Genomic DNA, 13,224 nt, shown 5'->3' on the forward strand with positions numbered 1-13,224 from the left:
TCTTTAACTAAAAATCAATACTAGGCCGACAAGAATCGATATTGGGCCTCGATAAGTCCGTTATAAACGCCGTTTTTCTTGATTAGAGCTTCATGATTGCCCTGCTCTACGATCCTGCCGTGATCCAGAACGATAATTTCGTCCGCATTGCGGATCGTTGACAGACGGTGAGCGATCATGAAGGACGTGCGTCCCTTCAGCAGCGTCTTAAGCGCCTCCTGAATCTTCAGCTCCGTCTCGGTATCGATGCTTGCCGTCGCTTCATCCAGGATCAGCACGCGCGGATCCGCCAGCAAAGCGCGGGCGAAAGAAAGCAGCTGGCGCTGCCCCATCGACAGAACGTTCCCCCGCTCCTCGACTTCCGTATCGTATCCGTCAGGCAGAGACATGATGAAATCATGCGCGTTAACGGCTTTGGCAGCCTCCACAATCTCGTTGTCCGTTGCGTTCAAGCAGCCGTAACGGATATTGTCGCGGATGGTGCCGGAGAAGATAAAGGTATCCTGCATAACCAGGCCTACTTGGGAACGAAGACTGTCTAGCGTAATGTTGCGAATGTCTTGACCGTCAATCCGGACAACGCCGGAAACCGGATCATAGAAGCGGCAGAGCAAGTTAATAATCGTGCTTTTGCCGGAGCCGGTATGGCCAACAAGCGCAATGGACTGGCCGGCTTTTACGTTTATGCTGATGCCATGCAGCGCAGGGCGCCCTTTCTCGTACTCGAATACGATATTATCGAATTGCACGTCGCCTCGAATACTGGCAAGCGGCTTCGCGTATTCCAGTTCGCCTACCGTCGGCTCTTCGTCGATAAACTCGAAGATACGCTCCGATGAAGCCATCGCGACTAGCAGCTGGTTATATACTTGGCCAAGGCGGTTGATCGGATCCCAGAAGTTGCCGACATAGTTGGCAAAGCCGACGAGCAGACCAACGGTAATCTCCTGATGCTCAATGAGATAAGATCCGTACCAGAACAAAATAAACGTACCGATTGCCGAAGTAACCTCGATAACCGGGCCAAACGTCTGGTTAAGCGCCGAAGCCTTATTCCATGCTTTTACGTTGACCGCATTCATGTTATCGAAGAAACGCATGTTTTCTTTTTCCTGTACGTAGGCCTGCGTAATTTTCATCCCTTGAATGCTTTCGTTCAAATGGGAGTTAATCCGCGACTGCTTCTTGCGCACATCCTGCCAGGCGAAGCGGATTCGCTTGCGGAGCGCGGAAGAGACAAGGAACATAATCGGAACCGTAATCATCACGGCAAGACCAAGCTTGAAGTTCCAGATCAGAAGGATGATCACGATACCGGCAAGCTGCACGCAGTCCATAAGCGAGTTGACGACGCCGTTCGTGAACAAATCCTGCAGGGCGTTAACGTCATTGGTTACCCGCACAAGCACGGAGCCCGCGGGACGCTTGTCGTAGAAACGGAACGACAGCTTCTGAATATGCTGGAATAGGTGATGGCGGAGGTCGTAGATAACCTTCTGGCCGATAATGTTCGTATACTTGATCCGATACTGGTTGGAAGCCCATTGGATAATGAATAGTGCCACCATAATGCCTGCAACCAAATAAAGCTTACCGTAGCTCGTTTCTCCGCTCTCCGGCTGAATAGCTTGATCAATCGCCACAATGGTTAAGGCCGGAATGGTCAGCCTGGTGATCGTGCCGATAATCATGGCGACAATTACCGGAATCAATTGGCGCGTATACGGCTTCATATAAATGAACAAGCGCCGCATCTGCGACCAGTTAAACGGTTTTTCGATCGCATCGTCATCCTGGTAAATAAAACGTTCTTTCTTGCCGTTTTCGCTTGCATTCTTGATTCTATCCTTCAGTTCCTTATTCGAACTGCTCATTGAACAACGCTCCTTTTCCGCTCCGGTACCGAAGAATCGAGGTTCGCAAGCGGCCGATCGGCATATTGAATGTTATAGGTGTCGCGATAAGGTCCATGCTCGGCAATCAGCTCGTTATGCGTACCGCGCTGCACGATATGACCGTTATCCAATACGATGATTTCGTCTGCATGGCGGAGCGACGAAATCCGGTGCGCAATGATAAACGTAGTCCGGCCGGCCATCAGCTCTTTAAAGCCTGCCTGGATCTCGTGTTCCGTCTCCATGTCGACCGCGCTGGTCGCATCGTCCAGAATAAGAATCCGGGGATTGCGGATAAGCGCGCGGGCAATCGCGATACGCTGCTTCTGTCCGCCGGATAAGCCCATCCCTCTCTCGCCTACGATCGTTTCATAGCCGAGCGGCAGCTCCATAATGAAATCATGCGCTTTCGCAAGCTTGGCTGCGCGGATAATTTGTTCGTCCGTTACGTTTTTTTCCCCGTAGGCAATGTTGGTGCGAATCGAAGCCGAGAACAGGAAGGTCTCCTGAAATACCGGCGCAATTTGGCTGCGCAGGCTTTGCACGTCCAGATTCTGAATATCGATGCCGTCAAGGGTAATCCGGCCCGTTTTTACGTTATAAGCCCTCATCATGAGTTGAATAATGGTGGATTTGCCCGAGCCTGTCGCCCCAAGGAGACCAACCACTTTGCCCGCCGGCGCGTCAATGTTAATGTTCGTGACCGCGGGCGTTTTGTCCGGATAATTAAACGTCACGTTCTCAAAGCGGACATGGCCTCTAACTACTTCTTTATCCACTTCAACGGCGTTTTCGATGCTTTGGACATGGATATGGGTGTTCAGCAGCTCCATGATCCGCTCGCCGGATGCTTTGGACTGGGTATAGTTATTGATATGGAATCCAATTCCCCACATCGGACCTATGATGTACCAGATTAAGCTGAAGAAGGCGACAAGTTCGCCAAGCGTTAAGGAGCCGCGGATAACCATCGTACCGCCTGCCACCAGCAGGATGACGACGCTCAAGTTGGCGAGAAGCTCCATCGAAGGGAAAAACTTCGCCCAAATCGAAGAGGCGCCAATCTGATTCGCCTTGTATTGCTCGTTGCGCTTCGAAAATTTATCTACCTCATGCGGCTCGCGGGCAAAGGACTTGACCGTCCGCACGCCCGTAATATTTTCCTGAACCGCCGTTGTCAGATTGCTCATCGCTTTGCGCATTTCGCGGAAGGCGGGATGAATCCGTTTCTCAAAGCGGATTGCCGTAAAAGCAAGGAACGGGATCGTGACCAGCGTAATCAGCGTCAGCTTCCAGTCGATCGACATCATCATCGCTCCGCCGAACAGGATCATCAGCGCTACGTTCAGAATCTGGGCAAAGCCAAAGCCGATAAATTGGCGGATTGCTTCAAGATCGGCCGTTAGCCTGGACATCAAATCGCCGGTTTTCGCTTTATCGTAATATTGGAATGAAAGCGTTTGAAGTTTGTCGTAACAGGCGTTGCGCATGCGGAAAACTACCCGGTTGCCGAGCCTGCCGCCGAAAAATCCGTGCAGGAACTGCATGAAGCCCTTCAAGGTAACGACCCCTACGACGGAAAGAGCTAGCATTGGTACTTTGTCAAAGTCTTTTGGCTTGATAACATCGTCAATCAAGTAACGCAGCAAATTCGGATACACCAGGCCAAGCGCAGTCGCAAACATCAAACAAATAATGGATGACAGCAGATACCTTCGCTCAACCCAATAAAACCGCTTCAATTGCCTAAAGACGTCCAAGTAAATCCATCTCCCCGTTCTTTATTTGTATAATTATGCAATGAATATTAGCAGTAACGGCGAGACCCGCGCAAACAGTAGATAATCACGTATAATTAGCTGAAACAGCCGATTATGGCGAATCGGGAAAGATTAACGGGGTATCCTCCTAAATAATCCATAATCATCCCAGATGTGTGGCAATTCCTCCATTTTTGCACAGAAACACACAGGGATATGTAAATAGGCCAAAGAAAAGATTTTTTTAAAAATAAAAATGCGCCCTTTCGCGAGGAAAGGACGCTTCTTTGCATGGGGTACGGCTGGCCGGCGACTTGCTCTTGTTCCATCTTCATCCCCGAGTATAATGGGGTATAAAGAAACGAGGAGGAGCATGCCGAATGGATAAGCAAAAAGCCGTCCTGCTCGGACAATTTCTGAAATCGCGCAGGGAGAAAATGAATCCTGCCGAAGCCGGTCTCCCTTCGGGTTACGGCAAACGAAGAACGCCCGGGCTCCGCCGCGAAGAGGTCGCCCAGCTTGCCCACGTCAGCACCACGTGGTATACCTGGCTCGAGCAAGGGCGGGCTGCCGCCCCTTCCAGACAAGTGCTGGACAGCGTCGCCCAGGCATTGAAGCTAAGCAAGAACGAGCATTTGCATATGCTTCACCTGGCAAATCTGGAGCTGCCAAATCCTTCTCTGGCCGTAAACCAGCTGTCTCCGGATATCAACAAGCTTATCGGTCAGCTTCCTTACCCTGCTTTCGTTGCGACGGACCGCACGGAGGTTTTGAGCTGGAATGATGCCGCCTGCCGGATCATTTTCGATTTCCCATCGGTTCCCGCGGAAGACCGCTGCATGGCCTGGCTGACGTTCATGAACGAGAATTTACGCCGTTCCTTACCGGATTGGGAAGAATATACCCAATATACGGCCGGAGTGCTTCGCGGACGCTACGAGAAAAATTTAAACGACTTGGCCTTCCGCAAGCTGATTGACCGACTAATAGGTGCAAGCCCGGAATTTCTCGCTTTATGGTCGACGCATGACATTATGGATAAGACCATCAAAACCATTCGTCTTCTTCATCCCGAAGCCGGACTGCTCACCTTCAATATCAATACCTTCTCCCAGATTAACGGAAACGGCAGCGCGCATTGCTGCGTCTACGTTCCCGTGGAAGGAACCGGTACGCAAGAGAGCATGCAGCATCTGCTTAACAGCTAACGGTATGCTGTCAGGAGCCTACCTTTAAAACGATTTTGCCCGTGGATTTTCTTTCCTCGATTCGTCTATGGGCCTCTTCGGCGCTGTGCAGCGGCAGAAGGCCGGTTACATCCACTTTCACCTCCCCGCTCGCTACCAGAGCCAATGCCTTTCTGGCCGATTCAGCCACCAGCAGCGGCGCGGTCATGCTCAATAGCTGCAGATTAAAGCCGGATACCGTTTTGCTTGTAAACCATAATTCATTGAGGGATTGCTTCACGTCTTCCGAGTCGCCGGCATTCCCCATTGCAATTAATCTTCCGAGAGGCTTAAGCAGCCGCAGCGACGCTTCCCTCATCAACCCGCCAACCGGATCAACCGCAACGTCTACTCCCCGTCCGCCCGTCCTTTCCGTTACTTGCTCTTCGAAATCCTCCCGCAAATAGACTTCGTCATAACCTAGGCTTTTCGCATAGTCCACCTTATCCGTACTTCCGACCGTTCCGATAACAAGTCCGGCGCCAAGCGCCTTTGCTACCTGACCGATTGCGCTGCCCACGCCTCCCGCAGCCGCGTGGACCAGCACCGTCTCTCCGCGCTGCATGCGGGACACCTGCGATATGATCATGTACGCAGTCGTTACATTCGATGGGAAAGCAGCCGCGCTCTCCATGCTGACTTGGACTCCCGCTTCATCAAGCGGGAAAACAAGATCCGCATTCACTTTGACCACCTCCGCGTATCCGCCGCCGCCAACTATCGTTAAGGCGGCAACCCGCTGACCGGGACGCAGGCCCGTCACCTTCTCCCCGATCTCTCTAATCGTGCCGGAAACCTCTATGCCAGGCACGAAAGGAAGAGGCAAATTCGGGACGCCTCCTTTCCGGAACAACACCTCGGCGTAATTAACCCCGGCATAAGCAACATCTATCGTAACTTCAAAAGGTCCAGGTGCAGGGACCTCCAGACGGGTTAGGGTCAATACTTCGGCATCGCCAAACTGTGGAATCATCATTGCACGCATATTAAGCGCCTCCTTGTTCTTGTAAGTTGTTCTATCCCATTATGAGAAAAACAAAGGAAGGCAGCCAGTTGGCGGTTATACAGGTACCCGGAGTAACAGGCATTATGATTTTATTAACAGCCGCAGCAGTAAATCTTTCTCCGGGAGAATGAAGGAATCGCCAAACATAAGCTTGAACGAAGCAATGCCTTGGGTAGCGGAGATAAAGGTTGCTGCGAGTTGAAAAGGATCCCCCGGTACGCACTCTCCCGTTAATTGTCCTTCTTGAATAATGCCTTCCAGACGTTTGATGGACTGCATTTTCCTGTCGTTCAGCTTCAAATCTTCTTCCTCATTGCCCGTCAGGTATGGCTGGGAAATAATGATAAAGTAATAAATCCCGTCTTCCTTCTGCACGCCGTGTAAATAGGAATCGATAAAGGAGGAGATTTTATCTCTGGCGTTGACGGACTGACTAATGATTCCCTCCAAAGCCAGCTGCGACTTATCCATCGCTTCATTGGCTAATGACAAATACAGCTCCTCTTTCGACTTGAAATAATGGTAGATCAGCCCTAGGCTAATGCCCGCCTCTTTCGCAATCTCCTTGATATTTGTGGCGGCAAGACCTTTTTTTGAAAATAGCTTCAAGCCCGCATTTTTTATCTTCTGGATGGTAAGCAATCTCATTTCATCGAATTGTTCCTTTTGTTTAGGCATGCATGGGCTCCTTTGATTGAATTTATTTTCAATTGTAACGAAAAGGAACGTTTTTGCAAATTTAAAGGTTGACATGCTTCTTGTCCTCATTTTATTATTGAATTAAATTTCAATCAAAAATATGAACGGAGTGTTAATATGACAATGAACCATGCGGGAATCCATGAATTCGATAGATCCAATGTCGTTTCTAAGGACGGTACAAAAATCGGCTTTCTCAGCATAGGCAAAGGACCGGATCTGCTTATTATCCATGGGGCACTTAGCGATTCGAGCCGCTTCACCAGGCTGGCCAAGGAATTGGCGGGAACCTTTCGGGTTCACGTCATCGATCGTAGAGGACGCGGGATGAGCGGCCCGCAGGGTCCGGAATACTCCATGGAGAAAGAATGCGAGGATATTGCCGCCGTGCAGCAGGCTACTAAGGCCGAGCTTGTATTTGGCCACAGTTACGGTGGTCTTGCAGCCCTCGAAACAGCTCGAATATTCAACCCCTTCTCGGCAATCGCCGTCTATGAGCCAGGTGTAACGATCCATTCTCGCCCGGAGGAATGGGATTGGTTAGCAGATTACGAAATGGCGATGGTCAAGAAGGATCATCGAACCGCGTTTGCCCATTTTGTCAGAGGAGCAGGCCACTCTCCCCTTTCCAAACTGCCTTTATGGTACGCCAGGCTAATGCTGAGCATTTTTATCCGCGGTCAGCATTGGCGAGAGCTTGAAGCCCTGCTGAAGCAGAACTTGTTAGAACATCGGGAAGTCAGACGGCTGGCGGGAACTTATCGCGATTATGGGAACCTTGAGGCTAAATTACTGCTTGTCAGCGGCGGGAAAAGTCCCCAGACCGTAAAAGAAACGATTCTTGCCTTGAACGATACGATTCCGAATTCCGTTAAGCTTGAAATTCCCGAATTGGAACACTTATCGCCCGAGAATCGTTATGAACCGGTAAAGGTCGCAGAGCCTATCAAACGTTTTTTTCTTAATTTATATAACTGAAAAAGCAACAAAAAAAGGGTCTGGCTATTTTGAGAGAAACAATAGCAACAATTTCCCGCCTTCAAGCGTTAACCTTGCTAAGGGGGGAGAACATGATTCGTATACTTGTCATTTTAAGCGTTGCCTTTGCGTTTCTAGCGGGATGCAGCAAGGAGACGCAGAAGATTCAGATGCCCGAGGATATGCCGGAGGATTTCCGATTCTCGGTCAGCTTCGGATACGGGGAAGACCATAAAAACGAAATCAACACGTATAACGACACCGTCACCAAGGATCTCGTCACGAAGGGGACAGCCACGACAGCTTTGTCTTTTAGCAACGATGAGCTTGAATCGATTTACGGGAAAATGAAAGAAATCGCCGTCCTGGACGAGAAACAATTTCCGCGGAAGGGTAACTGTTCACAGACGCCAAGCAGTACGGACAGCTGGAAAATTACCGTAAACGGCGAGACGAAGACCTTGTCATGGACAAACGAGTACTGCAACATGACGAAGGATGCGAAGGATTTACTCGAGCTGAGGAATTATATTCAGAAGATTGTAGAGGGAAAAGACGCTTATAAAGCCTTGCCCGCTGCCGAAGGCGGATATGATTAAACGGGGCGTCCCATAAGTCATTATATGACAAACGGGATAGCCCCTTTTATTTGTCGATTAGCCTGCAAAAGTGCCTCATTCGCGTTTTTAACTGCAATTTAGCATTTGAATGAGCTTAAGCGGAATCATTTCACCGTGACCCCGCAAATTTTCTATTCCGATTATTTAGACCATTGCGAAAGCAGCAGCTGAGCTTGCGAGGTCAGATTTTTGACGGCCGCATCCGAGATTTGATCCTTACCCGAACGCTTCTCCAGCTGAGACCGGAATTTGTCTACAAACTCAACGGCTTTGTCCTTAAATCCCTTCTCGTATTGATGTTGTGCTTGGTCTAGAGTATTGGTCAACTGGCTGACAATGGCCCCTTTTACGCTGCCGTCCGCGATATAACCGTCCAGCTTATTTTGCAGGCTGCTTAAGACACCCGGAAGGGATGCGTTAGGAACCGGAACATTGTTGAAGTTCGTATCCGATGCAAAATAGAAGCTTGTATACGATGGCTGGTTGTACGCCGTATTTTGACGGGCAACCTCGGCTCTGTACTGCGGATCATGCATCAAGGTATACAGCTTCCGGTCGGTCAGCTCGGTACTCATATAAATTCGGATGGCACTGCTGTCCGTTGTACGTACAAGCAGCTCCTCTCGCCAGTCGCCAAAAATATCAGCCACAAGCGAAGGATTGCCCTTCGTATAGTTGTTGGTCAAGGTACCGGTTGCCGTCAGCAGTTTTCCCCGCTTCCAGTCATCGATGGTTGGCGTAACGTCGATAGCGCCATTCACGATTTGCGTCGTCATGTCCCCTGCCCATTTGATGCTCATATTCGTTCCCGGCGCCGTATTCCCCAGCTTCTGACCGTCAGCGCTCCAGAGACCAACTGCCCACGTTTCCAGACCGGGTCTTGCTGGATCCACATCCCCAATCATGCCGCGTCCCGTATCCTTGCCGGTATATCCGCCGTACAACACTTCCCCGGTCTTTGCATCGCGCAGCGAATAACCGTAAGGAGCATAAGCTCCGCCCTCATGAACCATAAAGATTTCAAGACCCGGACGGTTCGGATCGATGTCCGTCACATGCAAAGCATCACCGTGACCTAATCTTGCTACCGCGCCGGGCGTTGCGCTTTGAGGAGGCATCACATCCATCGAGCTGTAGAGCAGGCTGCCGTCATGGTCAATCGTCGCGGAGCCGTAAACAATCTCCTGCTTGCCGTCGCCGTCTACGTCCGCCGCGCTTAGCGAGTGCGCGCCTTGGGTAGTTAGCGTGCCATACTCCGGATCCGTACCGTCCCGGCCATGCGGTCCGTCGTTAAACGGATTCGTCATCGGCGTCCAGCCGCTGTCCACGTACCAATTCTCCTTCAGATGATGGCCGTCCCAACCATAAGAGACGAGAGTCGATCTTGTATAATAACCTCTGGCAAAAACGGCATACGGATTTTGACCGTCCAGATAAGCAACTCCGGCAAGGAAACGATCTACCCGGTTAGCCGGCTCGATCCGGCCCATCGCATAATCGCCCCATAACAGTCCGTCATCTTCCCGAGGCGTCTTGAACGGAATGGTCTCCAGCTCTTTGCCGGTCTCCCCTTCGAATACGGTCAAGTATTCCGGCCCGTCCACAATAAAGCCTTCGAATTCGCGCAGCTTGTTGTTTACGCTCCGGCTTGGCGCGTAGACATCCATGAAATAATCCGTCAGGCTGCGCGCATCCTCAAGAGACAGCGGATAGCTGTATTTCGGCGTTATGCCGAAAGCTTCCTCCAGCGTTTTGGGCCAGCTGCCGTTCTTTACCTCTTCCCGGTCGCTCCAGCCCATAAACATGTTCACCACATGATCGTAATAGCCTTGCGCGCTGAGACGGTAATCATCTTCATTGCTGTAGCCGGCCTCCAGATCCGCTTTTGGCATGGTAATATATTTTTCGGATTCGACCTTGCCGTCTGCTCCGTATTTCAACACTTTAGTACCCGGGGCGGTCTTGAACATCATCTCCGACTTGCCATCCCCGTCAAAATCGTAAACCAGGAATTGCGTGTAATGCGCTCCGGAACGAATGTTAACGCCAAGGTCAACCCGGTACAGCAGCTTGCCTTCAAACGTATAGCAATCGATATAGGTTTTGCCCGTATAGCCCCGCTGCGAGACATCCTTGGAATTGGAAGGCTCCCATTTGACGAAAAACTCATACCGCCCGTCGCCGTCCACGTCTCCTACGCTCATATCGTTAGCGGAATACGTATAAGCCTCGCCTTTTGGCGTGACCCCATCCGAAGGCTTGTTCAGCTTCAGGTCGTAATAAGCCTGCTCCCATGGCTGAACGGCCGCGCTTTGATCGGTTTCTTTCCCGTCGGTTACCGCCGCCACGTAATACATGGAAGATGATGCTCCCGACCGATCCAGATAATTGGTGCTGTCCGTAACGGTAGCGATCTTAACCCCGTCCCGATAGACGTTGAATGCCGGTCCCGTTAAACCTTTTTCCGTACTGCCCGTTACCTCGTAGGATAAGAGCCTCCAGCTGATAAACACGCCTTCAGACGTTGTAGCTGCCGCAAGTCCCCGGTCCAAATATTCCAATTGCACGCGTTCTTTGCCCCCTTGTTGGCCGACGGTAACTTGCGCCGCAGGAGCTGCCCATGCAGAACCCGTCATCGTAAGCGATAAGGCGAGAACGCCAGCCATCATTGTACGAATTGTTTTCCCGCTAGTTGCACGCTTTGCCATTTACTCGTTCCTCCCGAAGAAAAATAGATTGGATGCGCTTACAAAATCAGTTGCCAGGGTTACCCTCCTTTCTTCCTATACCAGATAAATTCTGGAAAATCACCCCTTCATTATAGTTCCAGGCCATGCATTTCCCATCTAAAAAACAGTGTATTTGTTCCAAAAAACCGACTTTGTGAGCAGTAACCTTTAACTAACCTAGCAATGATCATGCTCGCACCCTGCATTCGAAGGATTGCTTTCCGAAGATATAGTCCGTAAGATTCACGGCGCTGCACCTCCCTTAGACGTAAAAAGCCCGCAACGGCTCATAAACCGTTGCGGGCATAAACGCGATAAATGCATGAAAAGGTTAAGCGTCCGCCGAGGATTGAAGCTCCGCAATCTGCTGATGCAGTCTGCCAAGCAGCTCGGTATCCGCTTCGTCGGACAAGGAGGTCTGCATGCCTTGCACGTAACGGGATAAATCGTCTGCAAGGGCAGCGCCCGTCTCCTCCGCACATTGTCTCCACAAGCCAGTATAAAGGCCTGACCAGCTGTCGATATGCTCGTTCATCCACGCTTGCAAGGCAGGAGAAGCGGCCTCTTCCAGCTCTTTGCGAAGCTGGCCTTTGCCATCTCCCTCGAAAAATTGGCGGGGAGATTTGAACCGGCTCCATAGCCATTTGGCATCCACGCCGGACATTCTCCAATCCGCAACGGCATCCGGGGTAGGAAGATCCTTAGCCGCGTATGCCGCGCTGCTGTAACCGGCAATCAGCGATTCCAGCTGCTCGGTCAAATTCGCGTACAGCTTCTTGAGCAGGCTGTTCAACTTGCGGTCCATCCGCAGCGTTGTCGCCTGAAGCTCCTGGGACAGCTCGGTCTGCACTTGACGCTGAAGCTCCAGCCATGCGGTCCAGATCATTTTGCGCAGATCGCGGCCGTCATCCTGTAGCGTCGAAGGGTTAAACGCATAATTGTAAAACTCGCCGAAGCGAAGCTGAATCCGCTGCACCACGTAATAGAGCAGCTCGTTCAGCTCCTGAAGCATTTGCGCCGGAGGATCGTTTTCCTGGAACGTCCGGATCGAGGCATTCGCCTCAAGCTGCAGCTGGCCTAAGCGTTCGCTTTCCGCTTGGCGGGACGCGGCATCGCCCGCGGCACTCTTCAGCCAGCCGGCCACCGTGGAAGCGGCTCTTGCAATCTCCTGCTCTGCCGCGTCAACAGCCAGCTTGCCGAGGTCGTTCTGCACGAAGCCAAGGAACGACTGTTCAAAGGCGCCGATCCCCGATTGGGAGAGCAGCTCCATATTGCCTTCCATCTTGGCATCCAAGCCTTGCAGGCTGGATACCGGGAACAAACGCGGGTTACGGATGCCATGCTGAAGCAGGTTGCTCTCGACGTGGCTTAGCACGCCCTCAAGCTCTTCGTCATCGGCTGCCAGGTCGGCTGCGTTGACCAGGAAGAACATTTTATCAAGCTCGAACTGATCCTTCACCCGTCCAAGCTGCATCAGGAACTGACGGTCCGCCTGCGAGAAGGCGTGGTTATAGTAAGTGACGAACAAAACGGCGTCCGCGTTCTTGATGTAATTAAAGGCTACGCCCGTATGCCGGGCATTCACGGAGTCTGCCCCCGGCGTATCCACAAGCACGATTCCTTGGCGCGTCAACGGGCAATCGTAATGAAGCTCGATTTCGCTGACGAAGCAAGAACGGGACTCCTCGGCTACAAACTTCTCGTATTCGTCCTGCGAGACCGAGATTTGGGTGCCAAGCAGCGCTTCATGCGCTTCCCATCCTTTGCGGGCTGCGCGAAGGAAGCTATAATGCGGACGTCCGCCGGCATGAATGACATCCGGGGTCAGCATATCAATGGCAAGCATAATAGCCGATGCATTCGGCAAGGCAGATTCGGATGCGTCCTCGCCAAGCAGCGCCAGTGAATAGCGCAGATCTTCGATAATGGCGTCATGGGATTTCATGACGACAAGGGCCGTGCCATGCTCGTGCTCGGCCGTAGGCGGCACGAGACGGTTGATCGCTGCGGTTGTCGGGTTCGGCGACACCGGCAGCACGGGCTCGCCAAGCAACGCGTTCGCGAGCGAGGATTTACCCGCGCTGAAGGCTCCGAACAGCGCGATGGTGAACCGGCTATCCCGCAGCCGGTTGGCTTTCTCGCGCATAGCGTCCGCGCTGGCGGTCAGCGGCGCGTAAGGCGCGAGCAGCGCAGCCGCGCGCGTAAGGCGCGCCGCGGCGCTATGCTGCTGCGCGAGCGCTGCGCCGCCGGCCAGCGCGGCGCCAGCCTGCGGCGCCGCTGCGCGAGCGGCCATGCGCGGCTGCGCCGGCGC

Annotated in this window: 9 protein-coding genes; 3 read left to right on the forward strand and 6 right to left on the reverse strand. The window is 52.0% G+C overall.

Translation table 11 applies throughout. The features are described 5' to 3' along the window. Window positions 1-20: 20 nt before the first annotated feature. Both CFI03_RS28920 and CFI03_RS28925 read right to left on the reverse strand, forming a co-directional pair. Window positions 21-1,874, reverse strand: coding sequence for an ABC transporter ATP-binding protein (locus tag CFI03_RS28920; protein ID WP_248762582.1), 1,854 nt, complete (start codon window positions 1,872-1,874; stop codon window positions 21-23). After that, a complete protein-coding gene (locus tag CFI03_RS28925; protein WP_248762584.1) occupies window positions 1,871-3,655 on the reverse strand; it encodes an ABC transporter ATP-binding protein in 1,785 nt (594 codons plus the stop codon). The genes CFI03_RS28920 and CFI03_RS28925 overlap by 4 nt, the downstream gene beginning before the upstream one ends. A gap of 380 nt (window positions 3,656-4,035) precedes the next feature. On the opposite strand from CFI03_RS28925, the gene CFI03_RS28930 reads away from it, so the two are divergent. Next, a complete protein-coding gene (locus tag CFI03_RS28930; RefSeq protein WP_248762586.1) occupies window positions 4,036-4,863 on the forward strand; it encodes a helix-turn-helix transcriptional regulator in 828 nt (275 codons plus the stop codon). 10 nt (window positions 4,864-4,873) lie between these two features. Here the strand turns inward: CFI03_RS28930 and CFI03_RS28935 are convergent, their stop codons facing one another. Both CFI03_RS28935 and CFI03_RS28940 read right to left on the reverse strand, forming a co-directional pair. Then, window positions 4,874-5,866 carry a quinone oxidoreductase family protein gene (locus tag CFI03_RS28935; RefSeq protein ID WP_248762587.1) on the reverse strand — a complete coding sequence of 331 codons (993 nt, stop codon included), beginning with the start codon at window positions 5,864-5,866 and terminating at the stop codon, window positions 4,874-4,876. 102 nt (window positions 5,867-5,968) lie between these two features. Continuing rightward, on the reverse strand, window positions 5,969-6,565 hold the full coding sequence (locus CFI03_RS28940; RefSeq protein ID WP_248762588.1) for a TetR/AcrR family transcriptional regulator: 597 nt from the start codon (window positions 6,563-6,565) through the stop codon (window positions 5,969-5,971). A 138-nt stretch (window positions 6,566-6,703) separates the two neighbouring features. Between CFI03_RS28940 and CFI03_RS28945 the strand changes: the two genes are divergently transcribed. Both CFI03_RS28945 and CFI03_RS28950 read left to right on the forward strand, forming a co-directional pair. Then, window positions 6,704-7,564 (forward strand): alpha/beta hydrolase, encoded by an 861-nt coding sequence (locus tag CFI03_RS28945; RefSeq protein WP_248762589.1) that lies wholly within the window; start codon window positions 6,704-6,706, stop codon window positions 7,562-7,564. A 92-nt stretch (window positions 7,565-7,656) separates the two neighbouring features. After that, window positions 7,657-8,163: a hypothetical protein gene (locus CFI03_RS28950; protein WP_248762590.1), complete on the forward strand. Its 507-nt coding sequence runs from the start codon at window positions 7,657-7,659 to the stop codon at window positions 8,161-8,163. 161 nt (window positions 8,164-8,324) lie between these two features. Here CFI03_RS28950 and CFI03_RS28955 read toward each other — a convergent pair whose 3' ends face one another. Together CFI03_RS28955 and CFI03_RS28960 are read right to left on the reverse strand one after the other, a co-directional pair. Continuing rightward, window positions 8,325-10,892 (reverse strand): rhamnogalacturonan lyase, encoded by a 2,568-nt coding sequence (locus CFI03_RS28955; protein WP_248762591.1) that lies wholly within the window; start codon window positions 10,890-10,892, stop codon window positions 8,325-8,327. Between the two features lie 352 nt (window positions 10,893-11,244). Further along, a partial coding sequence (locus CFI03_RS28960) for a dynamin family protein (protein ID WP_248762593.1) occupies window positions 11,245-13,224 on the reverse strand: 1,980 nt, incomplete at its 5' end.

Source organism: Paenibacillus sp. ATY16, from assembly GCF_003399985.2.
Lineage (GTDB): Bacteria > Bacillota > Bacilli > Paenibacillales > Paenibacillaceae > Pristimantibacillus > Pristimantibacillus glycanilyticus.